18 protein-coding genes are annotated in these 18,610 nt (G+C 45.3%); 9 read left to right on the top strand and 9 right to left on the bottom strand.

The genetic code is table 11. The features are described 5' to 3' along the window. Window position 1 precedes the first annotated feature (1 nt). From FHQ23_RS07690 to FHQ23_RS07700, 3 genes are all read right to left on the bottom strand, one after another. Window positions 2–1,423 carry a Fe-S-containing protein gene (locus FHQ23_RS07690; protein ID WP_139613797.1) on the bottom strand — a complete coding sequence of 474 codons (1,422 nt, stop codon included), beginning with the start codon at window positions 1,421–1,423 and terminating at the stop codon, window positions 2–4. Between the two features lie 110 nt (window positions 1,424–1,533). After that, window positions 1,534–2,061: an iron transporter gene (locus FHQ23_RS07695; protein ID WP_139613798.1), complete on the bottom strand. Its 528-nt coding sequence runs from the start codon at window positions 2,059–2,061 to the stop codon at window positions 1,534–1,536. Between the two features lie 18 nt (window positions 2,062–2,079). Beyond that, window positions 2,080–4,011, bottom strand: coding sequence for an FTR1 family iron permease (locus FHQ23_RS07700; protein ID WP_139613799.1), 1,932 nt, complete (start codon window positions 4,009–4,011; stop codon window positions 2,080–2,082). A gap of 469 nt (window positions 4,012–4,480) precedes the next feature. On the opposite strand from FHQ23_RS07700, the gene FHQ23_RS07705 reads away from it, so the two are divergent. After that, entirely contained in the window at window positions 4,481–5,692 is a 1,212-nt protein-coding gene (locus FHQ23_RS07705) for an aromatic amino acid transport family protein (protein WP_139613800.1), read from the top strand. 84 nt (window positions 5,693–5,776) lie between these two features. Here the strand turns inward: FHQ23_RS07705 and FHQ23_RS07710 are convergent, their stop codons facing one another. Further along, on the bottom strand, window positions 5,777–6,703 hold the full coding sequence (locus FHQ23_RS07710; protein WP_139613801.1) for an NAD(+) kinase: 927 nt from the start codon (window positions 6,701–6,703) through the stop codon (window positions 5,777–5,779). A gap of 177 nt (window positions 6,704–6,880) precedes the next feature. Here FHQ23_RS07710 and grpE point away from each other — a divergent pair, with 177 nt between their 5' ends. From grpE to FHQ23_RS07730, 4 genes are all read left to right on the top strand, one after another. Beyond that, window positions 6,881–7,468 carry a nucleotide exchange factor GrpE gene (gene grpE / locus FHQ23_RS07715; RefSeq protein WP_139613802.1) on the top strand — a complete coding sequence of 196 codons (588 nt, stop codon included), beginning with the start codon at window positions 6,881–6,883 and terminating at the stop codon, window positions 7,466–7,468. 157 nt (window positions 7,469–7,625) lie between these two features. Continuing rightward, window positions 7,626–8,117 (top strand): CvpA family protein, encoded by a 492-nt coding sequence (locus FHQ23_RS07720; protein WP_139609132.1) that lies wholly within the window; start codon window positions 7,626–7,628, stop codon window positions 8,115–8,117. 38 nt (window positions 8,118–8,155) lie between these two features. After that, window positions 8,156–9,670, top strand: a complete 1,515-nt coding sequence (gene purF, locus FHQ23_RS07725; protein ID WP_139613803.1) for an amidophosphoribosyltransferase — start codon at window positions 8,156–8,158, stop codon at window positions 9,668–9,670. Further along, window positions 9,660–10,286 carry a UbiX family flavin prenyltransferase gene (locus FHQ23_RS07730; protein WP_139613804.1) on the top strand — a complete coding sequence of 209 codons (627 nt, stop codon included), beginning with the start codon at window positions 9,660–9,662 and terminating at the stop codon, window positions 10,284–10,286. The genes purF and FHQ23_RS07730 overlap by 11 nt, the downstream gene beginning before the upstream one ends. Here FHQ23_RS07730 and moeB read toward each other — a convergent pair. Beyond that, the gene (moeB, locus tag FHQ23_RS07735) at window positions 10,283–11,005 is read right to left on the bottom strand and encodes a molybdopterin-synthase adenylyltransferase MoeB (protein WP_139613805.1); all 723 of its coding nucleotides are present in this window, start codon (window positions 11,003–11,005) and stop codon (window positions 10,283–10,285) included. The genes FHQ23_RS07730 and moeB overlap by 4 nt on opposite strands. Before the next feature lie 13 nt (window positions 11,006–11,018). After that, window positions 11,019–12,251, bottom strand: a complete 1,233-nt coding sequence (gene moeA, locus FHQ23_RS07740; protein ID WP_176552279.1) for a molybdopterin molybdotransferase MoeA — start codon at window positions 12,249–12,251, stop codon at window positions 11,019–11,021. 143 nt (window positions 12,252–12,394) lie between these two features. On the opposite strand from moeA, the gene folE reads away from it, so the two are divergent. The 4 genes from folE to mreD all read left to right on the top strand — a co-directional run bounded on the left by folE (window position 12,395) and on the right by mreD (window position 15,938). Next, complete coding sequence (gene folE, locus FHQ23_RS07745; protein ID WP_132967482.1) at window positions 12,395–13,051, top strand: GTP cyclohydrolase I FolE; 657 nt, start codon at window positions 12,395–12,397, stop codon at window positions 13,049–13,051. A gap of 228 nt (window positions 13,052–13,279) precedes the next feature. Beyond that, a complete protein-coding gene (locus FHQ23_RS07750; RefSeq protein WP_132967502.1) occupies window positions 13,280–14,332 on the top strand; it encodes a rod shape-determining protein in 1,053 nt (350 codons plus the stop codon). A gap of 74 nt (window positions 14,333–14,406) precedes the next feature. Further along, the gene (gene mreC, locus FHQ23_RS07755) at window positions 14,407–15,450 is read left to right on the top strand and encodes a rod shape-determining protein MreC (protein WP_139612316.1); all 1,044 of its coding nucleotides are present in this window, start codon (window positions 14,407–14,409) and stop codon (window positions 15,448–15,450) included. Next, entirely contained in the window at window positions 15,450–15,938 is a 489-nt protein-coding gene (gene mreD / locus FHQ23_RS07760; protein ID WP_139613807.1) for a rod shape-determining protein MreD, read from the top strand. The genes mreC and mreD overlap by 1 nt, the downstream gene beginning before the upstream one ends. 29 nt (window positions 15,939–15,967) lie before the next feature. On the opposite strand, the gene FHQ23_RS07765 is transcribed toward mreD, so the two are convergent. From FHQ23_RS07765 to sucC, 3 genes are all read right to left on the bottom strand, one after another. Further along, on the bottom strand, window positions 15,968–16,480 hold the full coding sequence (locus FHQ23_RS07765; RefSeq protein WP_139613808.1) for a ClbS/DfsB family four-helix bundle protein: 513 nt from the start codon (window positions 16,478–16,480) through the stop codon (window positions 15,968–15,970). Between the two features lie 91 nt (window positions 16,481–16,571). Beyond that, the gene (gene sucD, locus FHQ23_RS07770) at window positions 16,572–17,441 is read right to left on the bottom strand and encodes a succinate--CoA ligase subunit alpha (protein ID WP_139613809.1); all 870 of its coding nucleotides are present in this window, start codon (window positions 17,439–17,441) and stop codon (window positions 16,572–16,574) included. Next, window positions 17,442–18,608: an ADP-forming succinate--CoA ligase subunit beta gene (gene sucC / locus FHQ23_RS07775; RefSeq protein ID WP_132967486.1), complete on the bottom strand. Its 1,167-nt coding sequence runs from the start codon at window positions 18,606–18,608 to the stop codon at window positions 17,442–17,444. It lies immediately after the preceding gene. Window positions 18,609–18,610 lie beyond the last annotated feature (2 nt).

The following is an 18,610-nucleotide window of genomic DNA, read 5'->3' on the forward strand; positions in this document are numbered from 1 at the left end:
GCTATTCCTCCGTCGATTTGCTTTGGTTGTGTTCGGTTAAATAACGTTCGGGGCTGTCACGGAACTGATTCAGGTTCTGCTGCGAAGCAAAAAAGTAGCTTTTGCCAGCATAACTGTATTTGAACTTGGCTTCGGTATTGATCAGTTTAGTGCCATCTACCGGATCAATTACGTCCAATTTGACGATGGTTGAAAAGTAATTTAAGCCCTCTTCCAAACTTTTTTTGTCGATAATCACCTGAGTTTCGGTTTGTTGCCAACCATTAATCGGCACCGGATTGCAGCCGCCAGGCTTGCCGATCGACGGAATAAACATATGCACGCCGCACGCCACGCAAACCACTTGGTTGCCTTGCATCACATAGCCTTGGTCGCCGCACAGCAAGCAGGCATCGAATACCACACCCAAACTGAGCCGATCACTCAAGCGGTTAATGATAAAGAAACGTACGGCTTTGCCTTCATCCGAAATCCAGACGAAGCGGTGTAATTTGCCGTCGCTGACCTGCTTGATATCGATGTGAATCTGATCATTGTCTGACAATGTCACCGGAGTGGCTTCTGAGAGGCGTGGCGGTTGTGAAGCAATGTTATCCCAATAGCATTGCGCGCTAATAACGATTAATGCCAAGATTAAACCGGACAGTGTAATCCGTCTTGCTTGGCGAGAAAGTGCGGTTTTTTGACGTTTCTCGATTAAGTCGTGCTGTTGTTTAACCACGCGTTGGCGCGGGGTTTGCACTTTAATCCAAAACAGCAGGGTTATCCCCAAAATGATGATTGCGATTAAATAGTTATTATATAACGTTAAATTCAGGGTTTTAGCGACAAAGCTCAGCAACCCTTTATCCAAATCTACCAGTTGCAATTTGATCAGCGATAGTAAAATTTGCCCACTCAGCGGCAGCAGTAACCAAAGGATCAGTAACACGATAGTCAACATACGCAAATAGTATAGTGTATTTTGGCTTTGTGACAACAGAGTGGCAATCCAGTTTGCGGCGAGCAGGCAAAGCAGAAGTGCGGTTGCGATGGTAAACAGGTTTAAAATAAAATCGGTGTTGATGATTTCAGTGGTGGTGATGGCACTGAGATTCGGATTTTGCGCCCAAAAAATACCACAAAATAGTAATAATCCGATTTGAGCCAAGTACAGCAGAGCTCGGTGATTGAGTGCTGCGGCGATCAGGCTAAACAACAACGCAGCGGCGTAGAACAGTGATAATACCAACTTGAGGCTTTGGTTGGGGGGGAGTAGCTGCCATAGCAGAAAACCGACACAAAGTGCGGTCAACGAAAGCCAGTGCAAGGCTTTATCCGGAATATTGCGCTGTGCCGGCCACAGTTGACTTGCCCACAGTAGTCCGCTCAGCAGGCTAAACGGCAGCAGTAATTGCAAAACAGATGTAAAAAAATAGCTCATTCCAACAACCTTATTGATATTTTTAAACCCGCTTGAGCTTGAGCCATCAAACGGGTTTAAAAACAAAAATATGCCACGTCGAGTAGCGATGCGGCAAAGTGCGGTTATGCTTAATTCAAACCGGTATATTTAAATTCAAAAGCGGCATCAAACGGTTTCCACCAACGACCAACGCCAGTTTCGCTATCGGTGTGGCGATGTAATCCGGCTTTTGATGGTGGCTCAATATGATAAGTGACTTTATAGTTGCCAACGCCCATCATTTTGATATTCGCTCCGTAGTGTGGACCATCGCCGGCAACCATTGGCATGAACGTGCCTTGTTGTTTTTCGCCGGTATCCAGATTTTCCAACGTATAATTAATGGTCAAATACGGCATCCATTCGCCAGCGCCGAAGCCATTTTTATTGCCTTCAATCGCATGAATATCCGCTTCCAAGTGAATATCGGATTTGGCAGCAGGCAAGCCCATGCCACGTGGTTCCATGTCTATCGGCTGCAAATAGACTGCTGCAATCTCCATTTCGTTCATGGTAATCGGTTCTCCTGCCGGATACTCTTTAAATGCCAGCGCAGAGGAAGCTGAGAAGATACCGGCTAACAGAGTAGCAGCGATGAATGTTTTCTTGAAATTCATAAAATACCTCTAAAAAGTTTAGTGTGAAATATCAGTTAACGCTTGTTTTTTAGCGGCGCTCTTCATATAAAACAGGGCGAAGATAGCGGCTAAGATTAACACGGCTTGTGGAATCAAGGTTTCTAGATAAGGATAAATTCCAAGCCAGGCGATTTCAGGAAAACCGGACAGCAGAGTGGGCTGTATCAGTTTTCCTTCGATTAGCTCCAATACGCTTTTGCCGGCAAACACAAATGCCATCAAATACATAAAACTGCCGGTTAACATAAAAAACGGTTTTAGCGGCAGTTTTACAACGGTAAAACGCATAATAAAATAGACAATTAACAACAATACTACGCCAACGATAATTCCGCCTAACAGATATAAATAACCGTCGGCAGATTGAATATCTCCCACTAATGCGTAGTAAAACAATACGGTTTCCGCCCCTTCGCGATAAACCGCCAAAAAGCTGGTCAGCCACAGCCCGATGAGTGAGCCGGTGGTTAAAGAAGTTGACAGCTTGCCTTCCAGATAGCGTTTCCAATTTTGCGCTTCCACCTTTGACAGCAGCCAATAGCTCATCATAAACAGCATGATCACGGCAAAAATCATGGTGATCCCTTCCAGTAATTCACGGTTAGCGCCAGAGTTTTCAAACAGCAGTTGGAAAATAAAGGCGGTAATCACACTGGCAATCAGGGCGATAATCACCGATTGACGAATCACCGGCAGTTTGTCTTGATGCTGGTTTTTCACCAGATACGCCACAATGGCCGCCACAATCAGCAACGCTTCCAAGCCCTCACGCAGCATAATCAACAGGCTATACACAAAAATGGACCATGCGTTGTCATTTGTTTGTTGCAACAGCCCGACCGCACTTTGCAACTGTTGCGATAAACCATTGGCTTGTTGTTGCAGGTTTTCGAGTGGTTGTTGCGCTTTCATTTGCCCTACCAAACGCGTGAAAAACCCTTCCAGCGTGGTTTTCAGCTGGCTGTCGCGCGAGCCGACGCTGCTTTCCATGCCGGAACTTTCGAACACATCAAAATAAGTGTCCTGCACCGCAATGATGGCATCGTCGCGTTTGCCCTGTTGATAGAGCTGAAGCGCTTGCTGAATGCCGTGATTCACGTCGGTGGCAATCTGTTGCCAATTTTGTGAATTGTTCGTTTGTGGTTGTTCGCTGGCGATTGCTTGCAGCTGTTGTGCTTGTTTGGTGATCGGCAGATTCGGCAGTTGTTCTTCAATGTCTTGCAACAATTGAGTGCTTAAATAGCCTAACTGGGTCAGATTATCGGCTTGCTGTGTCGCTTTGATTAAATCGTAGAATTGTTGGTTGAGGGCAGAGGATTGGCTGGAAGAGCGGTTTTGGCGAATCGCCATTTCCATTTCAGAGTTTTTGTAGCCCTCATACTGTGCCTGTTGCACCGATTTTTTGGCAGCATCTAAATCCCCATTTTGATAAGCGGTGATGGCTTCAGCCAACCGATCGTCGATAATTTGGAAACTTTGCTGCCAATATGCTGCAATATCACTGTTTTGGTAGGTACTGTGTTGTGCTTCGGCAGCCAGTTGATGTCCGTCGTTCAGCACAGATTCTAGTTGATTCAATTCATTTTTCAGCCAGTTAATTTTGCCAGCGATCACCGATTCGGGCTGATTCTCGGTGATCATTTTGCGTATTTCGCCAAAAGTCGCTTCCAATTGATAGCTTTTTTGCGCTGAAATATTGATCCGAATCGGTCCTTCCAGATTTTCAAACACCTCGAAATACGCCATTTGCACCGCACTTTTGGCTTGATTTTGCTCGCCTTGTTGGTATAGCGACAACGTGTTGTCCAAACGCTGTTCAATATCTTGGATATAGCCTTGATAGCGGTTGTCTGCAGCAGGCTCTGCTACTACGTTGAACGCAAGCGATAGAAGGATGGTCAGTAATAAAGAGTTGAGTTTTTTTAACATATTATTAACGCGAGTAAAAATGAGAATTTTTATCATGGTTGTGCGACTAATTATGAGCTGATCGGATTTTATTTCAAGCGGATTTTTAATAATATTTGCGCTAACGCAAAAAATATTGCTTCAGTAAGTGTGTGCTGCATGATCGGCGCTGTTTTATCCGAAAACAACCGTGATGAATGCCATTTGTCAGCATTAGCATAAAAGTGCGGTTTCGAACACATGAAACTGGAATATAATCAAAAATAGCAGATTTTTTGTTAGATAATCTTCACTGTTACAACAAAATCTTGCTCGAAATCACAAAATTAAGATTTAATTATTGCAATGCTTGCGCTTTTACGGTCTTTCGAGTATCTTACGCCGCACAATAACGAGTGCTATCTCAATAGCCATATATTTGCTTTCCGAGTAGTGCCCATCCATATGGGCACTTTTTTTATTCAATAAGTCTGAAATTTGAGAAAATCGCGTGAAAAACAAAACCTTAGGCGGCACATTATTGGTCGCAGGAACTACCATCGGTGCCGGTATGTTGGCGATGCCGATCACCTCCGCCGGTATGGGCTTCAGCTTTACTATCATTTTGTTGTTGATCCTGTGGCTACTGCTTTCTTATAGTGCGTTGCTATTCATTGAAGTTTATCAAACGGCTCGGATCGATGACGGTTTAGCAACATTGGCAGAACAATACTTCGGCGCTTTCGGACGAATTATCTCAACTTTATCGCTGCTGATTTTTATGTATGCGATTTTGTCTGCCTATGTTACTGGTGGCGGTTCGCTGATCAACGGTTTGTTGTCGGCAGGATTGGGATATGATACCGGCAAGCTCAGTATTATTTTGTTTACCGTAGTATTGGGCATCTTCATTATTATCGGCACATCGAGTGTTGATGCGGTCAATCGTTTGTTCTTTTTCAGTAAAATCGCTGTTTTTCTGTTTGTGCTATTAATGATGTTACCGCGTGTTTCGATGGACAATTTAATGGCAATGCCGATTAACAATGCGCTGATGTTATCAGCCGCCCCGGTGTTTTTCACCTCTTTTGGCTTCCATGTGGTGATCCCAAGCATTGTGAAATATCTGGAGGGGGATATCAGACGGCTGAGAATTGCTATATTAGTGGGCACCGGTATTCCACTGTTTGCGTATTTATTGTGGCAGCTTTCCACTCACGGCGTATTGAGCCAAAGCCAATTTTTGCAGATTTTACAGCAAGATCCCACCTTAAACGGCTTGGTGAATGCAACGCGTGAAATCACCGGTAGCACGGTGTTGAGTGAAGCGATTCGAGTATTCTCATCGTTGGCGTTGATTACCTCATTTTTAGGGGTGGCATTGAGTCTGTTTGACTGTTTAAAAGATCTGCTTAATCGAGTCAAAGTACGCTCAAATCGCGCTTCATTGGGTTTATTAACATTCTTGCCGCCACTGGTGTTTGCGCTGTTCTATCCTGAAGGTTTTATTATGGCACTCAACGGTGCCGGGGTGATGTTTGCTTTTTACGGACTGGTGTTGCCGGTCGGTTTGGCTTGGAAAGCACGACGCCAGTCACCTAACTTAGCGTATCGGGTATGGGGTGGCAATCCGTCGCTGCTGTTTGCCTTATTATTGGGTATATTGATTATTGCAATTCCATTTTTGGTGGATAAAGGCTATTTGCCACATGTGATTGGTTAGGTAATCGCTTAGCAATAAAATCAGTAACAGCAAGTGCGGTGGCGTCAGGCAACCGCACTTTTGCATTGAATGCCTTGCAAAAGATTAAAACAGTTTTTGTAGCCAACCTAATTTGGCACTCAGCACATTAAAATAGTTGTAGTCGTTCAAATGTAGCAACCGTAGCGTATCTTGGCTTTTACGCACGATGATTTTGTCGTCCGGTGAAAAGGCGTGCGCCACTTGGCTGTCACAGCTGATTTCCAGCTGACGCACTGTATATTGGGCAAAGCGCAGCGAAATCACACTGTTGCCGTCGATCACTAACGGGCGCGAAGAGAGGGTGTGTGGAAACATCGGCACTAAGGCGATGGCGTTGAGCTGTGGGGTCAAAATCGGTCCGCCGGCAGACAACGAATAAGCGGTTGAGCCGGTCGGCGTTGAAATGATCAAACCGTCGGAACGTTGCGAGAACGCAAATTTGTCATCAATATACACTTGAAAATCGATCATATGCGCGATTTTTGCCGGATGAATCACCACCTCATTGACGGCATTATTCAGATTAATCAACTCATTATCACGTTCGACCATCGCTTCCAGCAGAAACCGCTCTTCGATAAAATACTCGCCTTCTTCCAAACAAGAGTGTAGTTGCGAATAGGCATGTTTCGGATCAATATCGGTTAAAAATCCCAAATGTCCACGATTAATACCGATGACAGCGATGTCGTAGCGTGCCAAAATCCGTGCAGTACCTAGCATATTGCCGTCACCCCCGATTACAATCGCCAAATCTGCTTTTTCACCAATTTGTTCAATCGGGGCAATATGTTCCTCAGGAATCGAGAGATCTTTGCCGATATCTTTTTCCACCAACACTTGGTAGTGCCGTTCACTTAACCATTGGTAGATGTTTTTGTGCATTTGCAGCGCATTATCGTTTCTCGGTCGTCCGACCAAGCCGATGGTATGAAAGTTACGCTTGCCTTGTTGGGGTGCATTGGCGCTTGAAGAAAAAGAATTGTGCATTTATTTTGCTCGTAAAAAACAGTAACAGACATAAAAGTCAGATAGTGCTTGAAATCGTCATTTTAAACCCTATATTAACAAAAAGAGTTACAATTGAAAGCACTATTCACCGGATAAAATTGAGCTAAAGTGCGGTTTTTTCGGTAGAATAAGTAAATTTGATTTATTTCAGTCTGTATGGAGAAAAAAATGTCTGAGTTAGCCGAAGAAAAAGATCTAGAAACGACCATCGAAGACGCTGCGAAAGCAGAGGAACAATTACCGGAAGTGACGGGTGATCCGTTAGAAGAGGCGATTGCACGGGTTCAGGAGCTGGAGGAGCAACTGGAACAGAGCGATAAACGAGTGCAAGATGTCCAACTGCGTAGCCGTGCCGAGATAGAAAATATCCGTCGCCGTGCAGAGCAAGATGTTGAAAAAGCACATAATTTCGCCTTGGAGAAATTTGCTAAAGAACTCTTGGAAGTGATTGATAATTTAGAACGTGCGCTTGACTTAAACACCCAAACCATCGGTGACGATGCGGGTAAAGCCATTTTTGACGGTGTTGAACTAACCTACAAATCGTTATTATCGACGGTGAATAAATTCGGCATTGAAGCTGTCGGTGCAGTGGGTGAAACGTTTAATCCAGAGTTGCACCAAGCAATTTCGATGCAGCCGAGTGAAGGGTTTACCACGAATCAGATTACACAAGTGCTACAAAAAGGTTACTTGTTAAACGGAAGAGTTATTCGTCCGGCAATGGTGATGGTTGCAGCTTAGGTGTGGCTTAACCACCCATTTTTAAGTAACAGGCGGGATTTTCCCGCCTTTTTGCTGCATGTAAAATTTTGCTACGCAAAGCTTGTCTTTTTTTGTACAATAATCCGTCTTGACCATAATGAATGGCTAATTTCTTTTATTTCCCAAGAGTTGTTACATGATTGATTACATCATTATCGGCATTATTGTTTTCTCTTTAATCGTCAGTTTATTGCGTGGTTTTGTGAGAGAGGTGATGTCGCTTGCCAGCTGGGTGGTTGCGTTCATCGTTGCCAGCCGTTTTTATCCCTATCTTGCCAGTATGTTGACCCAGATAGAATCTGAAAATATTCGTATTGGCGTTGCCGTTACCATTCTGTTTATCTGTAGTTTGATTGTTGGCGCAATTATTAATTATATTATCGGTCAATTGGTGGATAAAACCGGACTCAGCGGCACCGATAGGGTGCTGGGTGCTTGTTTTGGCGTACTGCGCGGCGTATTAATTGTTGCTGCGTTACTGTTTTGTGCGGATACTTTTACCAGTTTTGGGCAATCTGAACTGTGGAAAAGTTCAAAATTAATACCGCACTTTGGCTTTGTGGTAGAGTGGTTCTTCCAACAATTGCAACAAAATTCTTCATTTTTGACCCCTAACTTTAACCGTTAACGGATCCCTTGGGACGAACTGAAAAGGACAAACAAAACATGTGTGGAATTATTGGCATTATTGGGCAAACACCAGTTAATCAGGCTATTTACGACGGACTGACCGTGTTGCAACATCGTGGACAAGATGCTGCTGGGATTGTCACTGTAGACGATGAAAATCGCTTTCGATTACGTAAAGCCAATGGTTTGGTGAGTGATATTTTTCAACAAATCCATATGCTGCGGTTGCAGGGCAATGCCGGAATCGGGCATGTTCGTTACCCGACTGCCGGCAGTTCCAGCGTTTCGGAAGCGCAGCCGTTTTATGTCAATTCACCCTACGGGCTGACATTGGTACACAATGGCAACCTCACCAACTCCGATGAACTAAAACAGACATTGTTCACCTTAGCCCGCCGCCATGTTAATACTAATTCCGATTCTGAAGCCCTGCTGAATATTCTTGCCTATCATTTAGATTACAGCGCCAGTCTGGATTTGCAAGCGGAGGACATTTTCAACGCTATTCGCAAAACCCATGCAGATATTCGTGGTGCGTATGCCTGTGTGGCGATGATTATCGGTTTTGGCATGGTTGCCTTTCGTGATCCTTATGGCATTCGCCCACTGGTGTTGGGCAAACGGAGTTTAGATAACGGGATAACAGAGTATGCTTTTGCATCAGAAAGCGTAGCGTTAGATGCGATTGGTTTTGAATTTGTGCGCGATGTTAAACCGGGCGAAGCGATTTATGTCACTTTCGACGGTCAGTTTTATTCTGAACAGTGTGCGGCCAGTCCGGATTTGTGTCCGTGTATTTTCGAATATGTGTATTTTGCCCGTCCAGACTCCTGTATTGATGGTGTGTCGGTGTACGCTGCCCGAGTGCATATGGGGGAACGTTTAGGCAAGAAAATCGCTAAAGAGTGGCAAGGATTGGAGATTGATGTGGTGATTCCGATTCCGGAAACGTCAACCGATATTGCATTGCGAATTGCTCGGGAATTGGACGTGCCGTATCGTCAAGGTTATGTTAAGAACCGTTATGTCGGGCGAACGTTTATTATGCCGGGGCAAGAGCAGCGCAGAAATTCCGTGCGCCGCAAATTAAATACCATTTCTTCTGAATTTAAAGGCAAAAATGTGCTATTGGTGGACGATTCAATTGTGCGCGGCACGACTTCAGAACAAATTGTTGAAATGGCACGTCATGCCGGTGCCAAAAAAGTCTATTTTGCGTCAGCGGCACCGGAAATTCGCTACCCAAATGTGTATGGCATTGATATGCCTGCTGCAAGCGAGCTGATCGCTTATAATCGTAGCGTCGAACAGATTGCCGAGCTGATAGGGGTTGATCGTTTAATTTTCCAAGACTTACAAGATTTGATTGAATCGGTGCAGCAAGAAAATCCATCGATTCAGCATTTTGATGCGTCGGTGTTTACCGGTGAGTATATTACCGGCGATGTGTCTAAAGCGTACCTGGACAATATTGCCTTTGCTCGTAATGATAGCGCCAAACAGCAGCAGGCAAAAGATGCGACCAACCTTGAAATACACAATGAACGATAACAATCTAAGCCGTAATGTGAACAGTAAGCAGAACGAAAAAAAATCGCGCTTGATTGTTGCTATCAGCGGCGCATCGGGGGCGATTTATGCGATTCGGCTGCTGGAAGTGTTGCAGCAAAGCGAAATTGAAACCCATCTGATTATCAGCAATGCGGCGCGACAAACCATTGCGATGGAAACCGAGTATAGCGTGCAGCAAGTGCGGCAACTCGCTAGCGTGAACTATGATATTCGTGATATTGGCGCGGCGATTTCCTCCGGCTCATACCGCACTTTGGGCATGGTTATCGTGCCCTGTTCGATCAAAACCTTATCGGCAATTGCCCACTGTTACAGTGATGATTTGATCAGCCGTGCTGCCGATGTGTGTTTAAAAGAGCGCAAGCCGCTGCATCTATGCGTGCGTGAAACGCCGCTACATTTGGGGCATTTGCGTTTGTTGAGCCAAGCCGCAGAAATCGGCGCCCAGATTACGCCGCTGATGCCTGCGTTCTACCACCAGCCGAAAACCATCGATGACATTATTAATCAAAGTATTAATCGACTGCTCGACCAGTTTGAAATTGAGCTGCCGCAGGATTTATTTCAGCGTTGGTGTGGAAGCATCGCCAATTAAGCCGGCAATTTCAGCTCTCGTACCGACATGGTTAAGCCATCGATCAGCAACAAGCGTCCACACAGGTTTTTACCGATATTTAACCGCACTTTGATCGCTTCTAGCGCCTGAATCGAACCGACAATACCGACGACAGGCGCCATAATTCCGGCTTCGACGCAGCTGAGTGTACTGTCGCCAAATAATCGGCTCAACGTGCGGTAAGTTGGCGTGTTCGGTTGATAACTGAACACTGAAACCTGCCCTTCAAAACGGATGGCTGCGCCAGAGACCAACGGAATTTTATGCTGTTCACAACAGCGATCTAGACTATTACGGATATCTACATTGTCAGTACAATCCAAAACAACATCAAACTGAGTGACAACGTCACTTAATTCAGCTTCGCTCAATTGTTTATCAATGGTTTGAATCTCAATATGTGGGTTGAGTTGCTGCAATGCCAGCTGTGCCGACCGCACTTTGGGCATCTCCAAGCGGCTGTCGTTATGCAGCACTTGGCGTTGCAGATTCGACAGCGACACAATATCAAAATCCAGCAGCGTCAAATGCCCAACCCCTGCCGTTGCCAGGTATTGTGCTGCCGCACAACCCAAACCACCTAAACCGACAATCAGCATTCTGCTGTCTTTCAGTGTTTCTTGCCCGTCAAAATCAACGGCTTTTAAGATGATTTGGCGGTTATAACGCAGCGTTTCCTGATAGCTTAGCTCGCTCATGCTTCATCGCCTTTTAGTTTAATGTGGTGTCAAAAGGTTCAATGATCACGTGTTCGCCGATTGCTACATTGCCACGTTCGCGTTCTAAAACGATAAAACAGTTGCTGGCGACAAACGCACTGAACAAATGTGAGCCTTGAAAACCAACAGCGCGTACTTCAATTTGTCCATCATCATTGACATGGTAAAATCCGCGCTGAAAATCCAAACGCCCGACCGCTTTTTTTAACGGTGCGCTGCTGATGGCTTGCAGTTGAATCGGCTTTTGCCACTGGCTGAAACCGCTTAAACGGGCAAGAACCGGCTGAACCAATTGGTAAAACGTCACTAGCGCAGAAACCGGATTGCCGGGCAGTCCGCAGAACCAAGCGTTTTCTAATTTACCGAACGCAAATGGTTTGCCCGGTTTTATCGCTAATTTCCAGAAGTTGACTTGTCCCAGTTTTTCCAGCACGGTTTTGGTAAAATCGGCTTCACCAACTGAAACGCCGCCGCTGGTGATCACCAAATCCGCTTGTTGCTGCGCCTGGTTGAACTTTTGTTCAAATAACGCTTCATCGTCAGGTAAAATACCGTAGTCTAAAATTTCACAGCCCCATTTTTGCAGCATTAATTGCACTGCAAATCGATTGGTATCATAAATTTGCCCAGCCTTGAGCGGTTTACCGACGCTGATTAATTCATCACCGGTAGAGATCAGCGCCACTTTGACTCGTTTAAATACCCGAAGTTGTTCGATACCAAGTGAAGCCAGCAACGGCAGCGAAACTGCGGTCAATTTCGCCCCTTGTTGCAAAACCACTTCGCCACGTTTAACATCTTCACCCTCCCGACGGATATTTTGTCCGGTTTTGATTGCAGCTTTGACATCTGCGTTAAACCGCACTTTGCCGTCGGCATCAATTTCAGCCTGTTCCTGCATAATCACCGCGTCACAACCGAGCGGAATCATGGCACCGGTCATGATTCTGACCGCACTTTTGGCTGGTAAATCGGCGTTAAACGGTGTTCCGGCAAAACTTTTTCCGGCAATCGGTAATGGTTGCCCATCTGCTAAATCTGCGATTCGTACCGCATAACCATCCATGGCGGAATTGTCAAAACTCGGTACATTAATCGGCGAACAGATATCTTCGGCACAAATGCGGTTTTGTGCTGCCATCAGCGTCAATATTTCAGTTTGGCCGGCGTCTGGTGCAGGGAGAGCATTCAACATTTGTTGTAAGGCTTGATCTAACGAGAGCAAGTTATTCATTTTAATCCTCTATTTCTTTAATAGTTTTATAATTCCGATATTTGGGTTATTTTAGCTTAAATTCCACATTCTTGCATTTGCCTATTAAGTTAACTTTGCTAGAATAACAAACTTGATTTTAACTGGAGTAATAAATGAGCAACATTTCTGCTGAAGCCGCCAGAGTGCGTGATGCCTTGATAGCAAAAGGCATCGAAACCCCGATGAAAAGCGTCGCCTTAAGTTTAAATGAACGTCGCAAACAAATTGAGAGTCATATGCGTGAAGTGATTCAACTGATCGGCTTGGATTTGAGCGATGACAGTATTGAAGAAACGCCGGGTAGAATGGCTAAAATGTATCTCGATGAAATCTTCACTGGCATGGATTATGCCAATTTTCCTAAAATCACCACGATTCGTAACCGTATGAAAGTCAGTGAAATGGTGTTGGTGAACGACATCACGCTGACCAGCACCTGCGAACACCATTTTGTTACCATCGACGGGCAAGTTTCGGTGGCGTATTACCCGAAAGACTGGGTGATCGGCTTGTCTAAAATCAATCGAGTGGTCTCTTTTTTGGCGCAACGCCCCCAAGTGCAAGAACGCTTAACCGAGCAGGTGTTGACCGCACTTCAGGCAATTTTGCAAACAGATGATGTGGCAGTTTATGTTAAAGCGACCCATTTTTGTGTCAAATGCCGCGGTATTAAGGATACTAATAGTTACACCGTCACATCAGCGTTTGGTGGCGTATTCTTAGAAGATCGTGAAACCCGCAAAGAGTTTTTGGGATTGATTAGTAAATAAAACAATTAGATAAAATGCAGAAGTGCGGTTCTGAATTGTTCAAAAAATGGCTGTCGCTTGACCGCCATTTTTTTATGCTGTTATAGGCGTCAGAAAGATTGCTGCTGCCAACATGTACGCTATCGGCAATATTGTGATTTCAAGTTGTGGAATTAGTGGTTTTTTGGTACATTTAGCACAATTTTTTCGCCGTTCTCGGCTCAACCCTCTTTATCTTACATCGGAATTATTATGTTTAAAAAAATTCGTGGTCTGTTTTCTAACGACCTTTCTATCGATCTCGGCACGGCTAACACACTTATTTATGTTAAAGGGCAAGGGATCGTTCTGGATGAACCTTCAGTGGTGGCGATTCGTCAAGATCGTGCCGGCTCACTGAAAAGTATTGCGGCAGTCGGGCGTGAAGCCAAGATGATGTTGGGACGCACGCCAAAAAGTATCGCTGCGATTCGTCCGATGAAAGACGGCGTGATTGCTGATTTTTTCGTCACTGAAAAAATGTTGCAATATTTTATCAAGCAAGTTCATCGTAACAATTTTATGCGTCCTAGCCCGCGCGTTTTAGTTTGTGTGCCTGCTGGTGCAACTCAAGTTGAGCGCCGTGCGATTAAAGAATCGGCAATCGGTGCCGGTGCGCGTGAAGTTTATTTGATCGAAGAGCCGATGGCAGCGGCAATTGGCGCTAAATTGCCGGTGTCTACTGCAACCGGTTCGATGGTAATCGATATTGGTGGTGGTACGACTGAAGTGGCGGTGATCTCGTTGAACGGTGTGGTGTATTCGTCTTCGGTACGTATCGGCGGCGATCGGTTTGATGAGGCAATTATTGCCTATGTTCGTCGCACATTTGGCTCTTCAATCGGTGAGGCAACGGCAGAACGGATTAAGCAAGAAATCGGTACTGCATATATCGATGAAGATGATGAAATCAAAGAGATTGAAGTTCATGGACATAACCTGGCTGAAGGTGCGCCACGCAGCTTTAAACTGACTTCACGCGATGTGTTGGAAGCGATTCAACAACCGCTAAGCGGCATTGTGACAGCGGTTCGTACCGCACTTGAGTCCTGCCCACCGGAATTGGCGGCAGATATTTTTGAACGTGGCATGGTGTTAACCGGCGGTGGTGCTTTGATGCCGAATATCGACAGACTGTTGTCGAAAGAGTCCGGTGTGCCGGTTATTGTTGCTGAAGATCCGTTGACTTGTGTGGCACGAGGCGGTGGTGAAGCGTTAGATATGATCGATATGCACGGTGGCGATATTTTCAGCGATGACTAATCGTTGAAACACTCTTTTTTTCACAAGTGCGGTTTTAAGCCTATTAAAACCGCCACTTTTTAGAGTAAAGCGCAATGAAACCTATTTTTTCTAAAGCTCCCCCTTTAGGAATTCGTCTTATTCTGGCGATTGTTGCATCGATTTTATTGATGATCAGTGATGGCCGCAGCAGTGGTATGATTCAGGTGCGTAGCCTGATGGAAACCTCTATCAGCGGTCTGTTTTATTTTGCCAATATTCCCCGTTCAGTGCTGGATGGCGTATCTGATAACCTTGCCGACACCTCTAAACTACAAATCGAAAACCGAGTGCTGAAAGAGCAGCTAAGGGAAAAGAATGCCGATCTGTTACTGCTGGATCAACTCAAAGTCGAAAATCAACGCTTACGTTTGCTGCTCAATTCGCCGCTACGCTATGATGAATATAAGAAAATTGCCGAAGTATTGACCACAGAGTCAGATATTTATCGCCAGCAAGTGGTGATCAACCAAGGTAGCCGTGACGGTGTGTTTGTCGGACAGCCGGTGATTGATGAAAAAGGTGTGGTGGGGCAAGTCACCTCCGTGGGCGCAACCACTAGTCGAGTGTTGTTGATTACCGATGTTACGCATTCGATTCCGTTGCAGGTGCTGCGTAACGATGTGCGTTTGATTGCCAGCGGAACCGGACGTGGCGATGAGTTGCAACTGGACAATGTACCACATTCGGTTGATATTGTGAAAGGTGATCTACTGGTGACATCAGGCTTGGGCGGGCGCTTTCCGGAAGGTTATCCGGTTGCTATTGTCGATTCAGTCTCAACCGATAAACAGAACTATTTTGCGGTGATTTCAGCCAAACCGCTGGCATCGTTGGAGCGCTTGCGCTATTTGCTGCTGCTGTGGCCGGTGAATGATGAATTGCACCGACCACAATCGCTTTCGCCGGAAGATGTGCGCAATACGGTGCGTCAACGGCTATCAACTCGACAAGATGAACTGCTGGCACCGGACAATAATAAAACTGTCAAAGAGCAAATTGATGGGAATTCGTCGCAAGAACCCGCAGCAAACGAAGAGTTGGCACCGGCAGATGCCAATCAACAGCAACAAGATGCATTGACAGAGGGCGCTCAGTAATGAAAGGCAATTGGATTTTGCAACTGTTAATGGTGGTGTGTACTTTTTTGGTTGCACTGGTAATGGAAATTACACCATGGTCAGCTGAATTTCAAGGTTTGCGCCCCTCTTGGTTAGTGTTGGTGCTATTGTATTGGGTGTTGGCGATTCCGAATAAAATCAGTATTGGATATGCGTTTGTGGTTGGGTTGATTTGGGATCTCAGTTTAGGTTCGATCCTCGGCGTACATGCCCTGATATTATCGATTTTTGCTTATCTGATAGCCTCTAACCATTTGATATTACGTAATCTATCGCTATGGTTGCAAAGTATGTTGGTTGTGATAGCCGTGGTGGTTATTCATATTAGTATTTTCTTAATCGAACTGTTTATGCACAGTGCCGATTTTAGCGCACAAGAGCTGCTGGGCGCAGTTTTCAGTGGCGTATTATGGCCTTGGGTCTTTTTATTGCTGCGAACCTTAAGGCGTAAGTTTAGTTTGCGCTAGAATAGACATCATATTCATGCAAAGTGCGGTTAAACCGCACTTTGTCGTTTAAACTTCCGGATTTTATTGCGCATATTTTTCATCGGCGATGAACTGTTAAACTGTATCATCCTGCCAAGAGTCCATTGCTTGTACCAACTTTCCCCATAGAGCTGCTGATTGTCTAGTGATTCAACGAGATCGATCAGCGCTTTGCTGGTCGTAATAAACTCTTGCAGTAAATCGTTATAATCCCAATTCTGATATTGTTGATAAAATTTGTTTGCCAGTTTACCCAATTCATTCCATTTATAACCGCTTTCGGGAAAGTCAATCGGTTCATCTCGTTGTTTTTTACAGTACCATTTTAAAACTAAATTTTGCCAACCAATCAGGTAGGCAAGGGTGTCGGCAACACTAATCTTTGTGCCTTTACTACTGCCTTCAACACCAAGTTGCCGGGCACATTCAAGGTCGAAAGTGCGGTATTCTTGCAGGATCTTGTCGAAAGCCTGTTGAATTGCAGCTAACAATTCGGTTTTATTTTGTGGTACGGATGTCATTGCGGGCTCCAAAGATCAACGCATCTTGTGATGGCGGATAAAAAAGACCTGTTACATTGAATTGTAACAGGTCTTTTTTGAAGCAATTGAATTATTTGATCACTTTTAGCAAGGCTTCGCCGATATCGGCTAAGCTGCGGACGGTGGTGACACCTGCGGCTTCCAACGCGGCAAATTTTTCATCAGCCGTACCTTTTCCGCCACTGATGATCGCACCGGCGTGTCCCATGCGCTTGCCTTTTGGGGCGGTGACACCGGCAATATAAGAAACTACCGGTTTGCTGACATGTTTTTTAATATAGGCGGCAGCTTCTTCTTCTGCAGATCCGCCAATTTCGCCAATCATCACAATAGCTTCGGTTGCCGGATCTTGCTCAAATAGCGCTAGAATATCGATAAAACTGGAACCCGGAATTGGGTCGCCGCCGATGCCGACACAGCTTGATTGCCCTAAACCGCAATCGGTAGTCTGTTTTACCGCTTCATAGGTGAGTGTGCCGGAGCGTGACACAATGCCAACTTTGCCTTTTTTATGGATATTGCCCGGCATAATACCGATTTTGCATTCATCTGGGGTGATCACACCGGGGCAGTTAGGTCCGATCATGCGTACACCGGTCTGATTCAGTTTTTGTTTTACGGCTAACATATCCAGAGTTGGTATGCCTTCGGTGATACAGACGATCAATTGAATTCCAGCATCAATCGCTTCCAAAATCGCATCTTTACAGCCAGGAGCAGGCACATAAATCACACTCGCAGTGGCGCCGGTTGCCTGTACTGCTTCAGCGACAGTATTAAAGACAGGCAATCCTAAGTGGGTGGTGCCGCCTTTGCCGGGAGACGTGCCGCCGACCAATTGGGTGCCGTAGGCAAGTGCTTGTTCAGAGTGGAAAGTGCCTTGTCCGCCGGTGAATCCTTGACAAATAACTTTAGTATTTTTATTAATTAAAATAGACATTTATTTGCCCTCCGCTGCGGCAACCACTTGTTTGGCGGCATCTGTTAAACTGTTGGCGGCAATAATATTCAGACCGCTGTTGGCTAAAATTTCGCGTCCTAGCGGCGCATTGTTGCCTTCAAGGCGAACTACGACCGGAATTGCCACACCGACTTGATTGACGGCATCAATAATGCCGTTGGCGATTAAGTCACAACGTACAATTCCGCCAAAAATATTCACCAATACCGCTTTTACCGCACTATCAGACAAAATAATTTTAAATGCTTCGGCAACCCGCTCTTTGGTCGCACCGCCGCCGACATCTAAAAAGTTCGCTGGTTGTCCGCCGTGCAATTTGATAATATCCATGGTTCCCATCGCCAAACCGGCACCATTGACCATGCAGCCGATATTGCCGTCCAATGCCACATAATTCAATTGCCATTGTTCTGCCAATGCTTCGCGCGGGTCTTCTTGGCTTGCATCTTGCATTGCTTGCAAATCAGGATGGCGGTAAGAGGCGTTGCTGTCAGTGACGATTTTGGCATCTAAACAGAGCAGTTGATCGTTTTCCAAAATCACCAACGGATTGACTTCAACCAAAGCCAAGTCTTTCTCAACAAACAGCTTGGCAAGTTGGGTGAAAAGGTGGGTGAATTGTTTGATTTGATCGCCTTGTAAGCCTAATTTAAATGCTAATTGACGCCCTTGAAACGGCATGCCGCCCAACAGCGGATCTAGACTGATTTTATGCAGTAACTCAGGAGTTTTTTCAGCAACTTCTTCAATATCCATACCGCCTTCAGTTGATGCCATGACCACAACGGTTTGCGAACTGCGATCCAAAACCGCACTTAGATATAACTCTTTTTTAATCGCAGAACACTGCTCAAGATAGATGGTGTTGACCGGTTGGCCGTGTTTATCGGTTTGAAAAGTTACTAAGCGTTTGCCAAACCACTGTTCGGCGAATGCGTTGATTTCGGCTTCACTTTTTACCAATTTTACACCACCTGCTTTGCCGCGACCGCCTGCATGAACTTGGCATTTGGCAACCCAAGTATCACCGCCTAATTTTTTGGCAGCTTCCAGTAATTGCTGGCTATTTTGACAGGCGTAACCGGTTGGAACGGGAATGCGGTAATCAGCAAAGATTTGTTTACTTTGATATTCGTGCAAATTCATTA

The sequence above is a fragment of the Testudinibacter crocodili genome (genome assembly GCF_006228025.1).
Taxonomy (GTDB): Bacteria; Pseudomonadota; Gammaproteobacteria; order Enterobacterales; family Pasteurellaceae; genus Chelonobacter.

What these genes read in the sequence shown, in the direction of transcription:
- FHQ23_RS07690 (WP_139613797.1), bottom strand. Translation starts at nt 1,423, where the DNA reads ATGAGCTATTTTTTTACATCTGTTTTGCAATTACTGCTGCCGTTTAGC.
- FHQ23_RS07695 (WP_139613798.1), bottom strand. Translation starts at nt 2,061, where the DNA reads ATGAATTTCAAGAAAACATTCATCGCTGCTACTCTGTTAGCCGGTATC.
- FHQ23_RS07700 (WP_139613799.1), bottom strand. Translation starts at nt 4,011, where the DNA reads ATGTTAAAAAAACTCAACTCTTTATTACTGACCATCCTTCTATCGCTT.
- FHQ23_RS07710 (WP_139613801.1), bottom strand. Translation starts at nt 6,703, where the DNA reads ATGCACAATTCTTTTTCTTCAAGCGCCAATGCACCCCAACAAGGCAAG.
- grpE (WP_139613802.1), top strand. Translation starts at nt 6,881, where the DNA reads ATGGAGAAAAAAATGTCTGAGTTAGCCGAAGAAAAAGATCTAGAAACG.
- FHQ23_RS07720 (WP_139609132.1), top strand. Translation starts at nt 7,626, where the DNA reads ATGATTGATTACATCATTATCGGCATTATTGTTTTCTCTTTAATCGTC.
- purF (WP_139613803.1), top strand. Translation starts at nt 8,156, where the DNA reads ATGTGTGGAATTATTGGCATTATTGGGCAAACACCAGTTAATCAGGCT.
- FHQ23_RS07730 (WP_139613804.1), top strand. Translation starts at nt 9,660, where the DNA reads ATGAACGATAACAATCTAAGCCGTAATGTGAACAGTAAGCAGAACGAA.
- moeB (WP_139613805.1), bottom strand. Translation starts at nt 11,005, where the DNA reads ATGAGCGAGCTAAGCTATCAGGAAACGCTGCGTTATAACCGCCAAATC.
- folE (WP_132967482.1), top strand. Translation starts at nt 12,395, where the DNA reads ATGAGCAACATTTCTGCTGAAGCCGCCAGAGTGCGTGATGCCTTGATA.
- mreC (WP_139612316.1), top strand. Translation starts at nt 14,407, where the DNA reads ATGAAACCTATTTTTTCTAAAGCTCCCCCTTTAGGAATTCGTCTTATT.
- mreD (WP_139613807.1), top strand. Translation starts at nt 15,450, where the DNA reads ATGAAAGGCAATTGGATTTTGCAACTGTTAATGGTGGTGTGTACTTTT.
- FHQ23_RS07765 (WP_139613808.1), bottom strand. Translation starts at nt 16,480, where the DNA reads ATGACATCCGTACCACAAAATAAAACCGAATTGTTAGCTGCAATTCAA.
- sucD (WP_139613809.1), bottom strand. Translation starts at nt 17,441, where the DNA reads ATGTCTATTTTAATTAATAAAAATACTAAAGTTATTTGTCAAGGATTC.
- sucC (WP_132967486.1), bottom strand. Translation starts at nt 18,608, where the DNA reads ATGAATTTGCACGAATATCAAAGTAAACAAATCTTTGCTGATTACCGC.